This window comes from Candidatus Terasakiella magnetica, from assembly GCF_900093605.1.
Classification (GTDB): domain Bacteria; phylum Pseudomonadota; class Alphaproteobacteria; order Rhodospirillales; family Terasakiellaceae; genus Terasakiella; species Terasakiella magnetica.
The window spans coordinates 1-16,968 of record NZ_FLYE01000048.1; the positions used below are offsets into that span (position 1 = coordinate 1).

24 protein-coding genes are annotated in these 16,968 nt (G+C 48.1%); 10 read left to right on the forward strand and 14 right to left on the reverse strand.

Features of this window, described 5'->3' with window-relative positions; translation table 11 throughout:
• The 3 genes from MTBPR1_RS16580 to MTBPR1_RS16590 all read right to left on the reverse strand — a co-directional run.
• Nucleotides 1–1,881: cadherin-like domain-containing protein (locus tag MTBPR1_RS16580; protein WP_069190160.1), on the reverse strand; the 1,881-nt coding region annotated here is incomplete at its 3' end.
• 178 nt (nucleotides 1,882–2,059) lie between these two features.
• Nucleotides 2,060–3,703, reverse strand: coding sequence for a thiamine pyrophosphate-binding protein (locus MTBPR1_RS16585; RefSeq protein ID WP_069190161.1), 1,644 nt, complete (start codon nucleotides 3,701–3,703; stop codon nucleotides 2,060–2,062).
• Between the two features lie 9 nt (nucleotides 3,704–3,712).
• Nucleotides 3,713–4,063, reverse strand: coding sequence for an ArsC family reductase (locus MTBPR1_RS16590; protein ID WP_069190162.1), 351 nt, complete (start codon nucleotides 4,061–4,063; stop codon nucleotides 3,713–3,715).
• 96 nt (nucleotides 4,064–4,159) lie between these two features.
• Here MTBPR1_RS16590 and MTBPR1_RS16595 point away from each other — a divergent pair, with 96 nt between their 5' ends.
• On the forward strand, nucleotides 4,160–5,170 hold the full coding sequence (locus tag MTBPR1_RS16595) for a zinc-dependent alcohol dehydrogenase family protein (RefSeq protein WP_069190163.1): 1,011 nt from the start codon (nucleotides 4,160–4,162) through the stop codon (nucleotides 5,168–5,170).
• On the opposite strand, the gene MTBPR1_RS16600 is transcribed toward MTBPR1_RS16595, so the two are convergent.
• The 4 genes from MTBPR1_RS16600 to queA all read right to left on the reverse strand — a co-directional run bounded on the left by MTBPR1_RS16600 (nucleotide 5,167) and on the right by queA (nucleotide 8,512).
• Nucleotides 5,167–5,793, reverse strand: a complete 627-nt coding sequence (locus MTBPR1_RS16600; protein WP_069190164.1) for a glutathione S-transferase family protein — start codon at nucleotides 5,791–5,793, stop codon at nucleotides 5,167–5,169. The two genes, MTBPR1_RS16595 and MTBPR1_RS16600, sit on opposite strands and share 4 nt — an antisense overlap.
• An 8-nt stretch (nucleotides 5,794–5,801) precedes the next feature.
• Nucleotides 5,802–6,269: a preQ(1) synthase gene (gene queF, locus MTBPR1_RS16605; RefSeq protein WP_069190165.1), complete on the reverse strand. Its 468-nt coding sequence runs from the start codon at nucleotides 6,267–6,269 to the stop codon at nucleotides 5,802–5,804.
• Between the two features lie 81 nt (nucleotides 6,270–6,350).
• A complete protein-coding gene (tgt, locus tag MTBPR1_RS16610) occupies nucleotides 6,351–7,481 on the reverse strand; it encodes a tRNA guanosine(34) transglycosylase Tgt (RefSeq protein ID WP_069190166.1) in 1,131 nt (376 codons plus the stop codon).
• Nucleotides 7,478–8,512 (reverse strand): tRNA preQ1(34) S-adenosylmethionine ribosyltransferase-isomerase QueA, encoded by a 1,035-nt coding sequence (gene queA / locus MTBPR1_RS16615; protein ID WP_069190167.1) that lies wholly within the window; start codon nucleotides 8,510–8,512, stop codon nucleotides 7,478–7,480. Before queA ends, tgt begins: the two co-directional genes overlap by 4 nt.
• A 62-nt stretch (nucleotides 8,513–8,574) precedes the next feature.
• Here queA and MTBPR1_RS16620 point away from each other — a divergent pair, with 62 nt between their 5' ends.
• The 3 genes from MTBPR1_RS16620 to MTBPR1_RS18205 are packed head-to-tail and all read left to right on the forward strand — an operon-like array spanning nucleotide 8,575 to nucleotide 9,309.
• A complete protein-coding gene (locus MTBPR1_RS16620; RefSeq protein ID WP_069190168.1) occupies nucleotides 8,575–8,883 on the forward strand; it encodes a hypothetical protein in 309 nt (102 codons plus the stop codon).
• Nucleotides 8,880–9,146, forward strand: a complete 267-nt coding sequence (locus tag MTBPR1_RS16625) for a hypothetical protein (protein ID WP_069190169.1) — start codon at nucleotides 8,880–8,882, stop codon at nucleotides 9,144–9,146. Before MTBPR1_RS16620 ends, MTBPR1_RS16625 begins: the two co-directional genes overlap by 4 nt.
• A 1-nt stretch (nucleotide 9,147) precedes the next feature.
• Nucleotides 9,148–9,309, forward strand: coding sequence for a hypothetical protein (locus tag MTBPR1_RS18205; protein WP_165602695.1), 162 nt, complete (start codon nucleotides 9,148–9,150; stop codon nucleotides 9,307–9,309).
• A gap of 87 nt (nucleotides 9,310–9,396) precedes the next feature.
• Here the strand turns inward: MTBPR1_RS18205 and MTBPR1_RS16630 are convergent, their stop codons facing one another.
• The gene (locus tag MTBPR1_RS16630) at nucleotides 9,397–9,711 is read right to left on the reverse strand and encodes a (2Fe-2S) ferredoxin domain-containing protein (RefSeq protein WP_069190170.1); all 315 of its coding nucleotides are present in this window, start codon (nucleotides 9,709–9,711) and stop codon (nucleotides 9,397–9,399) included.
• A gap of 88 nt (nucleotides 9,712–9,799) precedes the next feature.
• Here MTBPR1_RS16630 and pabB point away from each other — a divergent pair, with 88 nt between their 5' ends.
• From pabB to MTBPR1_RS16645, 3 genes are read left to right on the forward strand one after another with little or no spacing between them, the layout of a single operon-like run.
• Nucleotides 9,800–11,122 carry an aminodeoxychorismate synthase component I gene (gene pabB, locus MTBPR1_RS16635; protein WP_069190171.1) on the forward strand — a complete coding sequence of 441 codons (1,323 nt, stop codon included), beginning with the start codon at nucleotides 9,800–9,802 and terminating at the stop codon, nucleotides 11,120–11,122.
• Nucleotides 11,119–11,688 (forward strand): anthranilate synthase component II, encoded by a 570-nt coding sequence (locus MTBPR1_RS16640; protein WP_069190172.1) that lies wholly within the window; start codon nucleotides 11,119–11,121, stop codon nucleotides 11,686–11,688. The genes pabB and MTBPR1_RS16640 overlap by 4 nt, the downstream gene beginning before the upstream one ends.
• Nucleotides 11,685–12,509: an aminotransferase class IV gene (locus MTBPR1_RS16645; RefSeq protein WP_069190173.1), complete on the forward strand. Its 825-nt coding sequence runs from the start codon at nucleotides 11,685–11,687 to the stop codon at nucleotides 12,507–12,509. Before MTBPR1_RS16640 ends, MTBPR1_RS16645 begins: the two co-directional genes overlap by 4 nt.
• 5 nt (nucleotides 12,510–12,514) lie before the next feature.
• Here the strand turns inward: MTBPR1_RS16645 and MTBPR1_RS16650 are convergent, their stop codons facing one another.
• Both MTBPR1_RS16650 and MTBPR1_RS16655 read right to left on the reverse strand, forming a co-directional pair.
• Entirely contained in the window at nucleotides 12,515–12,808 is a 294-nt protein-coding gene (locus MTBPR1_RS16650; RefSeq protein ID WP_069190174.1) for a hypothetical protein, read from the reverse strand.
• Complete coding sequence (locus MTBPR1_RS16655; protein ID WP_069190175.1) at nucleotides 12,808–13,359, reverse strand: EndoU domain-containing protein; 552 nt, start codon at nucleotides 13,357–13,359, stop codon at nucleotides 12,808–12,810. Before MTBPR1_RS16655 ends, MTBPR1_RS16650 begins: the two co-directional genes overlap by 1 nt.
• Here MTBPR1_RS16655 and MTBPR1_RS16660 point away from each other — a divergent pair.
• Nucleotides 13,358–13,519: a YqaE/Pmp3 family membrane protein gene (locus MTBPR1_RS16660; protein WP_069190176.1), complete on the forward strand. Its 162-nt coding sequence runs from the start codon at nucleotides 13,358–13,360 to the stop codon at nucleotides 13,517–13,519. The two genes, MTBPR1_RS16655 and MTBPR1_RS16660, sit on opposite strands and share 2 nt — an antisense overlap.
• A gap of 62 nt (nucleotides 13,520–13,581) precedes the next feature.
• Here the strand turns inward: MTBPR1_RS16660 and folD are convergent, their stop codons facing one another.
• From folD to MTBPR1_RS16680, 4 genes are all read right to left on the reverse strand, one after another.
• Nucleotides 13,582–14,478: a bifunctional methylenetetrahydrofolate dehydrogenase/methenyltetrahydrofolate cyclohydrolase FolD gene (folD, locus tag MTBPR1_RS16665; protein ID WP_069190177.1), complete on the reverse strand. Its 897-nt coding sequence runs from the start codon at nucleotides 14,476–14,478 to the stop codon at nucleotides 13,582–13,584.
• Complete coding sequence (locus tag MTBPR1_RS16670; RefSeq protein ID WP_069190178.1) at nucleotides 14,471–14,797, reverse strand: DUF167 domain-containing protein; 327 nt, start codon at nucleotides 14,795–14,797, stop codon at nucleotides 14,471–14,473. The genes folD and MTBPR1_RS16670 overlap by 8 nt, the downstream gene beginning before the upstream one ends.
• A complete protein-coding gene (locus tag MTBPR1_RS16675) occupies nucleotides 14,794–15,096 on the reverse strand; it encodes a YggT family protein (protein WP_069190179.1) in 303 nt (100 codons plus the stop codon). The genes MTBPR1_RS16670 and MTBPR1_RS16675 overlap by 4 nt, the downstream gene beginning before the upstream one ends.
• A 100-nt stretch (nucleotides 15,097–15,196) precedes the next feature.
• Nucleotides 15,197–15,709, reverse strand: a complete 513-nt coding sequence (locus MTBPR1_RS16680) for a hypothetical protein (RefSeq protein ID WP_069190180.1) — start codon at nucleotides 15,707–15,709, stop codon at nucleotides 15,197–15,199.
• A 200-nt stretch (nucleotides 15,710–15,909) separates the two neighbouring features.
• Between MTBPR1_RS16680 and MTBPR1_RS16685 the strand changes: the two genes are divergently transcribed.
• Nucleotides 15,910–16,113, forward strand: coding sequence for a hypothetical protein (locus MTBPR1_RS16685; protein ID WP_069190181.1), 204 nt, complete (start codon nucleotides 15,910–15,912; stop codon nucleotides 16,111–16,113).
• Nucleotides 16,106–16,885: a PhoH family protein gene (locus tag MTBPR1_RS16690; protein WP_069190182.1), complete on the forward strand. Its 780-nt coding sequence runs from the start codon at nucleotides 16,106–16,108 to the stop codon at nucleotides 16,883–16,885. The genes MTBPR1_RS16685 and MTBPR1_RS16690 overlap by 8 nt, the downstream gene beginning before the upstream one ends.
• Nucleotides 16,886–16,968 lie beyond the last annotated feature (83 nt).

The window sequence follows — 16,968 nt, forward strand, 5'->3', positions numbered from 1 at the left end:
ACTAAGTGTGTTATCCACATCCGCAAAGTTAATCTCAGCCGTATGAGAGACTTCATGTTCACCATCCGTAACGGTGAAGGAAATTTCTTCTATGCCTTCTTCTGAGGACACAATGGTCCATGTGCCATCGCCATTATCTGTAATATCAAGATTCTCACCACCAGAAACAGCACTTACATCTAGGTCAGCGAGCGCCGTATCAACATCAGTTGTGTTGGCAAGCAAGTCTTCTTTGCTTAGTGTATAGCTCTGATATTCCACACCCGGATCAAGCGTAACATCACCCACAACAGGGATACCATCTGGGTCCACAATGACCGTTACGGTGGCTGTATAGCTTTCTGGCTCATCATCCACATTAACGGTTTCGGTATAAGTGGTTGTGACACCGTCACTATCGGTGACTGTATAGGTCAGCTCGGTCTCTTTACCATCGAAATTATCATTTTTGGTAAAGACAATCTGCCCATCCACCATCTCAAAAGAGCCATCTTCAGAAGCACCCAGTGTGATATTGGACTCAACGCCGCCATTAACCAATTCATCAAGGTTGATCAAGGCTGGTTGAGGTGTATTTAACTCATTATGGACATTTTCTGTGACCGTATAGGTGAAGGTATCTGTGCCGGAGAAATCATCATCTGGATTATAAATGACTTTTGGATTGCCATTATCATCAAAGACAAGATTGCCTTGGTCATCATAGACCAACTCAACGCTACCATTATTGGGCTCAGAGAGGGAAATTTGGCTTTCCACATCATCTGTCCAAACCGTATCGCGAATATCATCATTATCAAAAATATCGATGGTAACATTGGTATTATGGTCGGTGAGCGCCTGGTCATTGACCAACGTGTTGTCCGCATCAAAACCGTAAGATTGGGAGACAGAGGCGGAATTCCCCTCACTATCGGTGACCGTAATGGTCACTTCCACATTACTATCTTCTTCGCTGATCCCTGTTTTAATACGCCATTCCCGATTAGGGGAAACCGCATTGGGGTCAACCAATTCTAAAACCGGTTCCAGATAAATCTGCGCCCCAGTTTCATCATCATAAAGGAAATTACCTTCCTCATCCGTTGCCGGACGGGCTTTGAGGTAAGAGGCATCAATGGAAATGGAGAAACCACTTTCTTCCGTCACGTTATTGATGATGGACTGTTCAGAAATGAGAACCTCACCCGTTTCCGGGTCATAATCCTTATCGCTATCCGGGAAGAAACTCTTATCAATGATGGGGTCATCATCATCGGTTTCAACGATAACTTCTTCCTCTTCTTCTTCCTCTTCTTCTTCCTCTTCTTCCTCTTCTTCTTCTTCCTCTTCTTCAGCTTCTTCTTCTCTTGGAATTATGTCGAGGGTGTCAACGGATCCATCGATGGCATTTGGATCAGCATCAGCCAAAGCAGGTGCGGCTGCTTCATCTTCTTCAATTTCTACAACTTCTTCGTCGATAACTTCATCGGGGTCGATATCGAGCAAGGATTCTTCGTCTTCGACACTGCCTTCACGCTCACGGCTATCAAATTCGACACGACCTTGGTCACGCTCGCTTTCTTCATCCTCAGCGCGAATTTCTTCTTCATTATCAAAAGAAATATCTTCTTCAGGAACAATACCGTCGATAATGTCCTGTTCAGTAGAAAAACCACCTTGGTGGACAGAGGCCATATAGCTCATATCTTCTTGATATTGAGCCCCGCCATCGGCATTTTCCTTACCCTGCATCTGACCACCGAGGTTTGTTTCCTCAGTATCTTGCAGGGAGGTCATCTCATCAAGAATGACCGCATCTTCTTCATTGCCGGTTTCAACCTTTGGCCCCTTGTCAGAACCTTCTTCTGATTCAGGTTTGTTGCCTTCGTCTTCTGCCATCGTAAGTCTCCATGTGTTTCGTCATGGAGATCGCACCCTCCAGACGACATAATTGCCTATCTTTAAAGATACGATAGAATTAGGGGAGATATTACGAAAATCAATAGCTTAAGGACAGCAGAGGCATTCGTTTGAGCTTAATTAAAAATCCATCAAACGCCCCTTTAAGTAATTTTACCTAACCCTGAAGATCATCAATCCGCATGGCAGGTGTAATCACTTGATTATCAACGATATTTTCAATCAACGACGGACCTGAATATTCTAAGGCCCGTTCAAAAGCTGTCTCAAATTCAGTTATTGTTTCAACACGTTGTCCAAGCCCGCCAAAAGCGGTTGCCAGGACAGAAAAATCCGGATTTTGTAGATTCGTTCCACTTATGCGATAGGGAAAACGTTTTTCCTGATGCATGCGAATGGTGCCAAACATGGAATTATTCACCACAAGAACAATGACATTCGCACCATGCTGTACGGCTGTTGCGAACTCCTGACAGGTCATCATAAAACAACCATCACCTGCCATACAGACCACCTGTCTTTCAGGGCTTTCCAACTTGGCGGCAAGGGCTGCAGGCAAACCATAGCCCATGGAGCCGCTTGTGGGCGCGAGTTGTGTACCATATTGGTAATAGGTGAAAAAACGATGGCCCCAAATGGAATAATTGCCTGCCCCGTTTGTTAAAACCGCCTCATCATCCAATCTCGCGCGCATATATTTAACCATCTCACACAGCGGGTCGTCTCCCTCTTTGAGCGGTGGCTTTGAAAATTCGAGATAGCTTTTGCGCAAAGTTTCACACCACTTAGCCCATCTTCTTTGAGGCTTTTCTTCTAAGGCTAAAACAAAATCATGTGAGGTTGAAACAATACCTAAATCAGCTTGATAGACACGACCAATCTCTTCGCCTTGGGGGTAAATATGGACCAGTTTTTGTTGGGTTTTTGGTGGCTTTAACAAGTCATAACCACTTGTTGTCATCTCTCCTAATCTGGCCCCAAGTACAATCAATAGATCACTCTCCTCAACCGCTTTTGCTAAATTTACATCAATACCGATGCCCACATGACCCACATAACAAGAAGATCGATTATCTATATAATCTTGACAGCGAAAGGAGGCTGCCACAGGCAAGTTTGCTTGTTCACAATAAGCCTTTAAACCCCCTTGCACCGTTTTAGACCAGCCACCACCGCCAACGATCATGAGCGGCTTTTCAGCCTCAAACAGCATTTTAGAAAAACGTGCCATATGCTCTTTTGGGGGAGCGGAGCGCGCAGGCTCAAAAGATTTTAAGGATACGGTTTTTTGTGCCCGACCACTGAGGATATCTTCAGGGAGAGCCAAAACCACAGGACCGGGCCGCCCAGATGTGGCGGTTTGATAAGCGCGCGCAATATATTCAGGAATGCGATCGGCCTCATCAATTTGGGCGACCCATTTTGCCATTTGACCAAACATGCGCCGATAATCAATTTCCTGAAAAGCTTCACGGTCTTGCATGGGGCGCGCGACTTGCCCGATAAACAGGATCATGGGCGTGGAATCCTGAAAGGCCACATACACGCCGGCTGAGGCATTGGTCGCACCGGGACCGCGCGTTACTATACAAATCCCCGGCTTGCCCGTAAGCTTGCCATGGGCCTCAGCCATCATGGCAGCGCCACCTTCTTGGCGACATGTAATAAAATCAAGCGCATCAACATCAACAAGGGCGTCCAGAACGCTCAAATAACTTTCACCCGGCACGCCAAAAATCTTTTGAGAGCCATGCAGAACAAGCTGGTCGACCAGTAATTTCGCCCCTGTCATATTGCTCATTTCATCACCCTATTTTAATGCATGAAGTGCATCCATTTGATCTTGCTTAAAACCAAGAATAACCTCATTGCCAGAGACAAAAACCGGACGCTTCATGAGGGCAGGACTTTCCACAATCAAGGCAATGGCCTTGGCTTCATCCACATCTGCTTTTTGTTCCTCTGATAAGCCACGCCATGTGGTGCCACGGTGATTAAGCAAAGCTTCCCAGCCCAATTTTGCAGCCCAGCCTGAGACATCCTCTGCGCTCAAACCATCCCCGCGCACATCATGGAATGCGTAGGTAAAGCCTTCTGCCTCCAGCCATTTTTTTGCTTTTCGGCATGTATCACAATTTTTCAAACCAACAAGTTTAATCATTTCAATCACATTATTTTAAAAACCAATCCTTCAAAACTTAGGGTAAAACATGTTTTAATCAAGGCAGATTTTAATCACATTTGGAAATGCGCCCTCATGAAAGTCTGGCAGATCGAAAAATCCTTTGGTTTAGAGAACCTCCATCAAGTGGATATTCCCACACCAAAACTGCAAAGCGGACAAGTCTTGATCAAGATGGCAGCAGCTTCGCTTAACTATCGTGATTTGGTTACTGTTGCCGGGGCCTATGGCAAAACGGTTAAAACCCCTTTGATCCCATGCTCAGATGGGGTGGGTTATGTGGTTGAAGCTGCCAGTGATGCAAGCCGTTTTTCTGTGGGCACGCGTGTTTGCCCAATCTTTTTTCCAGACTGGATCACAGGCCCTGCAACCCCTTATGTACTGCCTAATGCATTGGGCGGGGCTTATGACGGGACCTTGGCGCAATATATGGTGGTGGATGAAAAAAACTGTGTGATGGCGCCCGATCACCTTAGTGACATTGAAGCCGCCAGCCTGCCCTGTGCCGCACTAACCGCATGGAGTGCTTTATTTGAACAAGCCGCACTTAATTCCTCTGACTGTGTAGTGATCCAAGGCACAGGCGGGGTTGCCCTTTATGCCCTGCTTTTTGCCAAAGCGGTTGGCGCACAAGTGCTGATCACTTCTTCAAGTGATAAAAAGCTCAAACGTGCCAAAGAAATGGGGGCCGATTATGCGGTCAATTATTACGACAGCCCAAGTTGGCTTAGCGAAGTGAAAAAAATCTGGCCTGAAGGGGCGGATCATATTGTCGAGCTTGGGGGTGCGCAAACCCTTGAACAATCCATTCGTGCCGTTCGCATTGGCGGACATATCAGCCTGATCGGCGTGTTAACGGGCACCAATACCTCAAGCATTCCCTTACCGCTGATTCTCATGCGCAACATCCGTATTCAAGGTGTCACCGTTGGTTCACGCAGTGCGTTTGAGCGTATGAATGATTTCATTACCGAACATAAGCTCCAACCGATCATTGATCGCAGCTTTAATTTTGACGAAGTGCCAAGCGCCTTTAAATATCTTGAAAGCGGTCAGCATTTCGGCAAAGTCTGTATTGAGTTTTAGGCGCTAAACAACGCCTGTAAACCCTCGGCCTCATAGGTTGCTTTCACATGCGGGTCATCTTCTAACACGCACAGCAAAGCATAAAGATGAGCCATGGATTTAAGCGTTTCTTCCTGCCCCAGCATCAAAAGATAATCTTCAACGATGGTTTTCTGCCCACCTGAAAGATACGGGCGACCATCCCCAAGTGCATCATCAAGGCGGCTCATAAATGTGCTGACCCGTTCAATGGCGATGGTGCGGATTTCTTCAGCACCCTCTGCACTGTTTGAAAAACGCTCTTTATAGAAATAGAGCATCATATCGGCCTGAATGGAATTGGTCATAAAGACCAGCCATTTATAGGCCAGTGCACGTTTCTTACTGCCCAATGGCGCCATCAGGCCACTATCTGGGTCTTGATCCGCCAGATGCAGACAAATCGCTGCGGATTCAAATAACACCAAATCCGCATCCACCAGCATGGGAACACGGCGATTGGGATTGAGCTCCATATAAACTTGTTCATGGAGCGAGCCGTCATCTTTGCTCATTTTCACCAGCTCAAACGGCTGGCCTAAACGATTTAAGATAATATGCGGGGCGAGTGAGGCCGTATCGGGAAGATAAAAAAGTTTAAGCATAGCTGATCTTATCCACGACCGCGATAACCCGGCACGTCTTGATCCGGTATCCACACAGCTTTTGGTGCCTCGCCCGTTTGCCAGAACACATCAATGGGAATACCACCACGTGGGTACCAATAGCCCCCAATGCGCAACCATTTTGGCTTTAACAACTCAACCAAACGCTTGGCAATCCCGACCGTGCACGCCTCATGAAAATCACCATGATTTCTAAAAGAGGTTAAGAACACTTTCAGGGATTTACTTTCCACCAGTAAATCTTCTGGCACATAATCAATCACGATATGGGCAAAATCAGGCTGGCCTGTCACCGGGCAAAGCGAGGTGAATTCAGGGCAGGTAAAACGCACCAAATAATCAGTCCCAGGATGTGGGTTTTTCACCGCTTCCAGATTAGCTTCATCTGGATGTGTGGGGGAGTGCGTTGTGGAACCAAGCTGTTCCAGATTTGCATAAATTGTTTGATCAGACATTTTTTCTTTCCTTTGGCTGGATGCTGGCCTTCACCAGCATGACGTACGTACTTGTCATTCTGGACGTGATCCAGAATCCAGTTAAACCCGTTCAATATCGCCTTGTTCGCGCAAAGCATGGAAATCGACAACGAACTTTTCAAAAGTCCCTTCCTCAATAGCGGTGCGCATACCTGCCATCAGCTCTTGATAATAATGCAGATTATGCCATGTCAAAAGCATGAGGCCCAAGATTTCTTTGGTCTTGGTCAGGTGATAGAGATAGGCGCGTGAATAACTCTTACAACATGGGCATGTGCAATGCTCATCAAGCGGGCGTGGATCATCTTTATGGCGCGCATTGCGCAAATTAACTGAGCCCCGTCTCGTCCATGCTTCGGCTGTGCGACCAGAACGGCTGGGCAGTACACAATCAAACATATCCACACCACGCGCAACTGCGCCGACCAAATCATCAGGTTTGCCCACGCCCATGAGGTAGCGCGGTTTATCAACAGGCATAACAGGCGTTGTGTAATCCAATGTTTGAAACATCAACTCTTGGCCTTCACCCACAGCCAAACCGCCAATGGCGTAACCTTCAAAACCGATATCGACCAGCTTTTCAACGGATTCTTTTCGAAGGTCTTCTTCTGTACCGCCTTGAACAATACCAAACTGACCATAGCCTTGGCGCTCAACAAACGCATCGCGTGAGCGTTTGGCCCAGCGCATGGACAGTTGCATGGCTTCATTCACCCGTTCTTTTGACGCAGGCAAGGCCGGACATTCATCAAAACACATGGTGATATCGGCATCAAGCTGGCGCTGAATTTCCGTTGAGCTTTCCGGTGTCAGATCATAATAAGCCCCATCAATGTGGGAGCGAAAGCGAACACCTTCTTCAGTGATTTTGCGAAGCTGAGCCAAGCTCATGACCTGAAAGCCGCCGCTATCTGTCAAGATCGGCTTATCCCAATTCATAAACTTATGCAAACCGCCGAGCTTTTCAATACGCTCTGCCCCCGGGCGCAACATCAAGTGATAGGTGTTGCCAAGCAAAATTTCAGCGCCTGTCTCTGCAACAGACTCCGGCATCATGGCTTTCACCGTTGCTGCGGTTCCAACGGGCATAAAGGCAGGTGTGTTAATCGCACCATGGGCGGTATGGACACGACCACGGCGCGCTGTGCCATCCGTGCCAAGAAGTTCAAAATTAAAGTCAGTTGTCATATCTGATCATGGCGGCTCAACAATGAGCCGTCCCCATAAGAATAAAAACGATAGCCATGTTCAATGGCGTAAGAATAAGCTTTTTTCATGCGCTCAAAACCAGCAAAAGCACTCACCAGCATAAAGAGGGTTGAGCGCGGCAGGTGGAAATTGGTGGTGAGCATATCCACAATTTTAAACTCATAACCCGGCGTGATGAAAATATCCGTATCACCTTCAAAGGCAGCCATGCGGCCTTTTTCAGGAGCCGCACTTTCTAACAAACGCAGGGATGTTGTCCCGACGGCCACCACACGGTGACCTGCTGCGTGAGTGTCATTAATCATATCTGATGTGGCCTGATCAACCACGCCAAATTCTGCATGCATTTTATGATCTGCCACATCATCGACTTTCACAGGCAAGAACGTCCCCGCCCCCACATGTAAGGTGACATAGGCAAATTTCACGCCTTTATCTTTGAGTTTTTGCAAAAGATCAGGGGTAAAATGCAAGCCTGCGGTGGGGGCGGCAACCGCGCCTTCTTCTTTGGCAAAAACCGTTTGGTAATCAGATTTATCGCGCTCATCTGCCAAGCCTTCGCGCTTGATATAAGGGGGCAGCGGCATACCGCCATGGGCTTCTAGGGCTTCCATGAGGGCTGCGCCCGCGCGATTAAATTTAAGGGTCACTTCCCCGCCGTCTTTATCCAGAACATCGGCTGAAAAATCAGCATCAAATATAATGGTTTGACCGGGTTTGAGCTTTTTAGCCCCTTTGGCAAACGCAATCCACGTGCCTGCACCTTCATGTTTATGAAGGGTCACTTCCACATTGGCCTCACCGCGCTTGCCCTTAAGGCGCGCGGGGATCACACGGGTATTGTTAAACACCAAGAGGTCACCTTCCTTAAGGTGATCAGGCAGCTCTGCAAAAATATGGTCACTTAAATCTGCATCAATGCGCAACAACTTGGATGCATCGCGCGGACTGACGGGGCGCTGTGCAATCAACTCGCGCGGCAGATCAAAGTCGAAATCATCGACTTTCATAACTTATCCTCTTAGGTTTTGGCTCGGGGTATGCTATCAAGGCGGGCGCACACTAACCGAAAATGATTCAAAAGACAATGGACCTCCTGCTTGTAATTTCCAGTGCCGATGCCACCAAGATTGCCGCCCCGCTCGGTGAGGCTTGTGCCCGCAATGATGTGGATTGGGGCTGCTTCTTCACGGGCGATGGCGTCAAGACATTAGCCGATGAAGATTTTAGTGATCTGGTGGCGTCAAACTGTGAGGAAGCTGTGGTCTGCGCAGAAGCGTGGAAAGACCATATGGCAGGCCAAGACTGCCCGGTTGATCTGGGCAGCCAGTTTCATCACTCCGGCCTTGTGGCCAAAGCCGATAAGGTGGTCAGCCTATGAATAAACACATCCTTGTTCTGGCTAGGCGCGATGTAAAAGAGGCCATGCGCGTTGCCGCTGGCCTGACTATTCGCAATAATTCAGTGGATTTCGTCTTTATGAAACAAGCCCCACTGGCAGCCAACGGCAAAGTCGATAACCATGAGATGTTGGAACTCGCTGAAATCATCCCACGCGCCACAGTAAGCGGCATTCCCGATACGGTAATGTGTGAGAATTTAGACGAGCTGATTAATAAAGCCGACAGAGTGGTGAGCTTCTAACATGAAAAAACTCGTTCTTCATACCGGCCTGTTTGAGGATGGCGACATCATCATCAAAGCCGCAAACGCCCCCGTCATTGACCTGCGCGAACCCCTTGATGACGCGCAATGGGATGAGGTGATTGACCAGATCATGGAAACTGATCTGGTGGTGACAGCTTAAAACACCAAACTTGCGTCACTCTGGTAAAAGCTAATGCCCACAAAAGCCGCTGGATGCTGGCCTGCGCCAGCATGACAACATTCTTGCTTAATCGCGAATAACCAGACGGTCCACGACATTGCCATTTTCAAGGTGGCAATCAAGGATTTCGCGTGCATCTTCCATATTTTCGACCTTATACCAGGTGCCTTCTGGATAAACGATCATGGCAGGCCCGACACTACATTGACCAAGACAGCCTGATTTCGTCACCGCAACTTCATTGCGCAGGCCGCGATCGCGCATTTCCTGTTTGAGCTGCTTGCCAATATCGGGCGAGCCGCGACGCGCACATGATGGTTTTTCCTGATCTTCGCGATCATGTCCGCACCAAAACAGGTGGCAACGAAAAGTCTTTGGCATTGGTTTATCCTTAAATAGTATTCACACTTTCCTTTTACATAGCCGACTCTTCTCGACAAGCCAAGTGACATTCGTGTAAGTAAGTTTTATGAAGAAGCCTGTGTTCATAGAAATTGCCTACCAAGACCCTGCAAAGCTGTTTGCGCCCCATGCAAACACGCCCTTTGCCGTGTTTTTAGATTCCTCGCGCAATGACAGTGAGCAAGGGCGCTACAGCTATATTGGCCTTGACCCGATCAAGACTTTTACCTCCTCTAAAAACATCTTTAGCCAGCTTAAAAAAGCCCTGAGCGATTTCACCTTTGAAAGCCATGAAGGCTTAGCCCCGTTTCAAGGCGGCTTGATGGGTTATTTCGGCTATGAGTTGCTGCATCAGATTGAAGACTTACCGCGCAAAGATAAGGACCATTTTGCCACCCCAGATGTGGCCCTTGGGCTTTATGATTGTGTCGCAGCTTTTGATCACCATGAGGGCAAAGCATGGGTCTTTTCTTTAAGCGGGCTTAAGCGCGCCCAAGAGCTGGTTGAGCGTTTAACTCAGCCACAACTTGAGCCCCCCCTCAAAGGCGTCTGCCTTAACTGGTCATCTGATTTCACCAAGGAAAGCTATGTGGCCTCGGTTCAAAAGGTCATCGACTATATCCACGCGGGTGATATTTTTCAGGCCAATTTGACCCAGCGTTTTTCAGCCGATTTACCTGAGGGTTTTGCGCCTTATGCGCTTTATCAAAAACTGCGCGCTATTAACCCCGCCCCTTTTGCGGCTTATCTTAATTTTGAGGGTTTTAGCCTTGCCTCCAGCTCGCCGGAGCGTTTTTTACAAACAAACGGCAGCCATGTGGAAACCTGCCCGATCAAAGGCACGCGCCCACGCAGCCTTGAGGCAAAGGCAGACCAAGCCAACGCCCATGAGCTGCGCAATAGCGAGAAAGACCGTGCAGAAAACACCATGATTGTGGACCTGCTCAGAAATGATATTTCTAAAGTGTGCAAACCCCATAGCGTGGATGTGCCAGAACTGTGCGAGGTTCATTCCTTTGCCTCGGTCCACCATCTTGTCTCCACCGTGACGGGCGAGCTTCAAGAGGGTTTTGACAGTATTGACCTTTTAAAGGCTTCTTTTCCTGGTGGGTCCATCACGGGTGCCCCAAAAGTGCGCGCCATGGAAATTATTTCAGAGCTGGAGCCTTGTGCGCGCGGGCCTTATTGTGGGGCCATTGGCTATATTGGCGGGGATGGCACTATGGATACCAATATCGTTATTCGCACCCTTGTCTTTAAAGGGGGTCAGGTCTGCGCCCAAGTGGGCGGCGGCATTGTTTCAGACTCCCAACCCAATGCTGAATATCAAGAAACATTGGATAAGGCCCAAGCCCTGTTTGATGCCTTTGAAAAGGACATGACCGCGTGATCCTGCTCATCGATAACTATGACAGTTTTGTCTATAATCTCGCGCGCTACCTTGAAGAGCTTTATTACGATACCAAGGTCGTGCGCAATGATGAGATCACCCTTGAGGAAATCATCACCCTTAACCCCCAAGCCATCATCCTCTCACCCGGTCCTTGCGGGCCGGATAAAGCAGGTATTTGCCTTGAACTTGTTGAGCATTTGGGCGGCAAAACCCCCATCCTTGGAGTTTGTTTAGGCCATCAGGTTATTGCCCAAAGCTTTAAGGGGACTGTTCGACGCTCAAAAATCCCCATGCATGGGAAATCATCGCTCATTCAGCATGATGCAACAGGGTTGTTTGAAGGCTTAGCCTCACCTTTACAAGTCGGGCGCTATCATTCCCTGAGCATTGAAGCCTCAAGTGAGCTTGAAGTCAATGCCACCAGCCCCGATGGGGAAATTATGGCGATAAAACATAAAGACTTGCCCATCTGGGGCGTTCAGTTCCATCCTGAATCCATCTTGACCCATCAGGGCCATGATATTTTGAAAAATTTCCTCAAACTCGCAGGTGTCCTCACATGATTGCTTGGTTTAATGGTGAACTCCTCCCCCTTGGTGGGGTAAAAATCCCCGCAACGGACCGTGGCTTTCTCTTAGGAGATGGTTTTTTTGAAACCATGGCAGCGCAAAGTGACCATGTGGTGCGTTTTGATGACCATATGGCACGGCTTCGCAAAACCGGGAACAATCTCGGCCTAAAAATCCCCTATAGCGATAAAGAAATCCGCGAGGCAATCCATGAAGTCTTGATGGGGTCGCAATTACTTAACGCGCGCGGGGCTGTTCGCCTGACCGTTACCCGTGGGTCTGGCCCGCGCGGACTAATGCCGCCCTTGGAAGTCAAACCTGAGGTGATGATTTCAGCCAGCCAAGCCCAAGAGCATTATAGTGCTGCCAAGGTCAAAACCGTTTCTGTGCGTAAAAACGAATTTAGCCCGAGCACACAGATCAAATCACTCTGTTATCTCGATCATATCTTTGCTTTTGAAGAAGCCCACGCCCAAGGTGCGGATGAAGCGCTCATGCTCAATACCAGTGGTCACATTGCAGAAGGCACCATCAGTAATATCTTCTTCATCAAAGGCGATAATTTATTCACCCCAAGGCTTGAAGATGGCTGCCTGCCCGGCACCATGCGCAGTGCGGTTTTAGACATGGCTGAAACAATCGGCATGGCGGTCTTTGAAGAAAGCCTGACACCAGAGATCATCCAGCATTGTGATGAGGCTTTCCTTACCAACAGCCTGTTTCGCGTGCGCCCCATTCATGAACTTGATGGTCGCACCATGCCTGCGCAACACTGGTGTGAAAAATTGCTAAAAGCCCTAGTGGAAAGTGAGTAGTTCTCTCAATCCCCGACAAACACAATCCAGGCTTCAACGGCTTGGAAAAATATATTGCGGCTGATCTGCTGGCTTTGGGCTTCACCTTCAAGAGCGGTGATGGTTACGAATTTTTCGTCAAACACAACCGTATAGGCATTGGCGGTACGCTCACCGCGTTTGCGCTCCAAAAATTGCAGCAGCTCAATGGCGGCTTCTTTATCGTCTTGAACATCACTTTCAAGAAAGTCTGCCAAAATTGCCAATTCCCCATCCGCACTTGCGCGGGGATCGCCATTTTCATCGTGGTACAGTTTCATTATTTATCTTTCTTATAGATCGGATAGGCCGTGTTAATAGCGCCATCTGGGCAAGTGGACGTGCCGCCTTTGGGGCAAAGCCAGCCTTCAATTGAAAAGCCATAGCTACTTCTGCCGCGCCATTTGCCACGCTTATTCACTTTGGCCTTTTTATAAGCTGCCAAGATGGCTTCGACCACCTTATTTTGCGTCATGAGGTCTGGAAAAAACGAGGAAAAATTCTTCGGCTTCCATTCTTCACCCTCAGGGTCAAAAATTTCTGCCGATCCGGTATAGACCCCATATTGATTTGGCCCTGATCTAATCTCGGATAATTCCGCCCCTTCTGGGTCTTTACCAAAGGGGCGCGCATGAAAGCCAACCGCGCGTGATTGCTTGTTAATCTCGCCTTTAAAAATATGCGTCAGGTTAATCGGCGGGGTTGTCTCGCTCCATTCCGCAGCGAAAACACCAAAAGACCAACATGAAAGAACAAAAGCGACTTGCAATGAGAAGACGACTGCGCGTATGGTCTTTTTATCGAAAAAGATAATATTAAAAGGCGTTCTCATGGACATCATCCGTATCATCATTGCGATTTTCATTCCCCCACTAGCGGCATTTTTGACCGTCGGGATTGGCTTGCACTTCTGGCTCAACCTGCTCCTGACACTGTTCTTCTTCTTCCCGGGTATGATCCACGCTTTGTGGCTTGTGGTCAAAAAGAAATAGCATAAAAAAAGCGGCCCCTTTTCAGAAAGGCCGCTTTTTTATTAAACCGATATGGCCAAATCTTAATCGACTTTAGGCTCTTCAATCTTATGCTGGCGACACGCTGCGGTCACCGTATTGGCAAGCAAACACGCAATCGTCATGGGGCCAACGCCACCCGGTACAGGGGTGATGGCACCACAAACTTCTTTGACTTCATCAAAGGCCACATCGCCAACCAGCTTGGTTTTGCCATCTTCTTTTTCAATGCGGTTAATACCCACATCAATGACAGCTGCGCCCGGTTTGATCCATTCCTTCTTGATCATTTCAGGGCGACCAACAGCTGCCACTAAAATATCAGCGCGGCGGCATTCTTCTTCAATATCTTGTGTGCGCGAATGAACCGTTGTCACCGTGCAGCTTTCATTGAGCAACAAAGCACCCATGGGTTTGCCCACAATGTTAGAACGCCCCACAACAACAGCGCGTTTCCCCGTAAGGTCCCCGCCATAAAAATCTTTTAGCATCATCAAACAGCCAAGCGGCGTACAAGGCACCATGGCATCTTCTGATCCGGTTGCCAAAAGGCCCGTATTGATCACATGGAAACCATCAACGTCTTTTTCAGGTGCAATGGCAGCAATCACTTTATCTTCTGAAATATGATCAGGCAGTGGGAGCTGAACCAGAATACCATTGACTTCAGGGTTTTCATTAAGCCCATAGACCAGTGTGAGCAATTCCTGTTCAGAAATATCAGGGTCGCGGCGATATTCCAGCGACTTCATGCCACATTCTTCAGTCTGCTTGACCTTATTGCGCACATAAACCTGACTGGCAGGGTCTTCCCCCACCAACACAACGGCTAGCCCCGGTGTGACATTGTTGTAATCTTTAAGGTCCTGAACCTGCTTGGCAACACGTGCGCGCACATTTTGTGCAAAAGCCTTACCATCAATGATTTTAGCATCAGACATTGTTCTGCTTCATCCATTCTATTAAGCGTTGCTGTAAGGAAACTCCGCCCCCTTTAAGCAACAGGGTTTTATGCCGGTTTAATTCTCCGGCGCTAATCTCGATATCCGACTTCGCCAACTTCCACTCTTTTGACAAAAGCTTGATCAACGCAGCATTGGCTTTCCCTTTTTCCGGTACGGCCGTGACCGATACTTTCAGGGCCATCTGGCCTTGTGCATCGTTTATTATTGTATTTATTGCATTCTTTTTAGACTTGGGTGTTAAGCGGATCTGTAGGCGAACATCCGTCCCCACAAGCGTAAAAAGCGCTTCACTCATCCCACAAATTTAAACATCATTTGATGAACGACATTTTGTAAGAAAAAAACCAACAAGAGCAAAACAATCGGTGAAATATCAATTCCACCCATGCTCGGCAAGAAATTACGAATTCTTGAAAGCAGCGGTTCAGTCAGCTTTGAACAAAGGTCCCAAATAATGCGGACAAACTGATTGCTGTAATTGATCACGTTGAAATGGAACAACCATGTCATCACAACAGCGACCACCACGATCAATTCGTAAATATTCAAGATTGCCAAAAGCACCTGAAATAAAGGCACGATAACTACGTCCATTGGAAATCCTTTTTCACCATGTCACGATGTTGATTAAATTTGGGCGCAAACCTATACTGTGGCGCAGATGAGTGCAAGCGGTGTGTTAAGAGCCCCAGCTTTACTTAAAGAGCGCGCGTGTCACAACACCGACAAACTTGGTAAATGCTTCAGAATCTGCCGTGACGTCTTTATGGACCCAGCCAGAAATATCACGATACACATCATCACCTACACAAAAAACAGCTGAGAATGTTGGCTTCTCGCTCGGCACTGATTCGGGGATTTCCCCTTTACAAAGGCGATTGGTGTTAAAGTTCTTAGGTGGTGCGATCAGCCAAAAGACCCGATAAGAAGGCGACTCAGCCTCACTAATATCCATGGTCGTTTTAAACGGGCGGCTTTGCATGCCACGTTCCATCCCGGCTGTAATCACCCCACTAACCGCATCAGCTTCAAATCCGGGGTAGGAACCGCGCACATCCACCAACAAAGGCCCACGCGATGTGGCACTGAAGAAATAGCTTTGAGTGCTTTCGCGGGCGGAAAACATTTCCACATGACCATAAGGTGCGTCCTGACCGCAAGCAGCCACCCCCACCAATGATGCCAAGCCAGCCAATAGTTTCTTCATGAGCGTGATCCTTCAGTGTTTAACGTCATTAGCTCTCATTTTAATCAATTTTTCTTACTTATCCAGCTAAATGAGCTCTACTACGAAAGAATAAGTGACTCTATTTGTTATTGTTTTTTGACAGGTTAAAAAAAGACTAGGAAATTGCCGAGTCGCAAGCTAGAATTTCCAGATTAGAGCATGAATTTAAGGAGATGCACATGCACCTTCTCGGTCTGCATGGTACTGCAAATGCTGAAACCGCACCGCCTGATGGGCGCATGTGTTTCACGCCTTCGTCTCTAACCCTTCGTTTCATTCAAACCAATATTTTGATCAATATTTTGATGATGTGTCTGCCTCCACTGCCCTGTGGGGGCATTTTTTATGGCACATCCCCTAAAATAGGAGAGGTCTATGGGTAAGCGCGCACGTAAATCTACAAAAGCCGATGCAGATGTCAGAGCATTGTTTTTTGATGAACACCAACGTGAACAGGAAATGAGTAAAAAAGCTTGGGACCCTATAAAAGGGCATCATAACCAGCAACATCAAGAAACCCCGCGTGAACAGAAATACGTCAAAAATGTACGCCCCAGAAGCGACAATCAGGCCGAACTGATGAAAGCTATTGATGAGCGCCATATGGTGGTTGCCCTTGGCCCAGCTGGCACAGGCAAAACCTACCTCGCCGTCGCCAAAGCTGTTGAGGCCTTAGATAGCGGCAAGATCGAGCGCATTGTTTTATCGCGCCCTGCTGTTGAGGCAGGCGAAAGCATTGGCTATCTGCCCGGTGATATGGAAGAAAAACTCGCCCCTTACCTGCGCCCGCTTTATGATGCGCTCACCGACCGCCTTGGCAATCGCCGCCTCAAACAGCTCATGAACAATGGCACTATTGAGCTTGCGCCAGTGGGCTATATGCGCGGACGTACCCTTAACAATGCCTTTGTGGTCATTGATGAAGCGCAAAACTGCACCTATACCCAGATCAAAATGCTCATCACCCGCTTGGGATGGAATTCCACCATGGTGCTCACAGGCGATCCCGATCAAAGCGACCTGCTGCCCGGTATTTCTGGCCTAAAAGATATCGCAGATAAACTGGAAACCCTAGAAGACGTCGCCACCGTGCGCCTCAAAGACCGCGACATCGTGCGCCACCCGCTGGTCGCCAGCATCCTCACCGTTGTGTAAACCAACTGCGCCCCTGCTCAGGCAGGGGCCTTTTCTCACCTCCCTCCCCAGCCCCATCGTCATTCTGGACCTGATCCAGAATC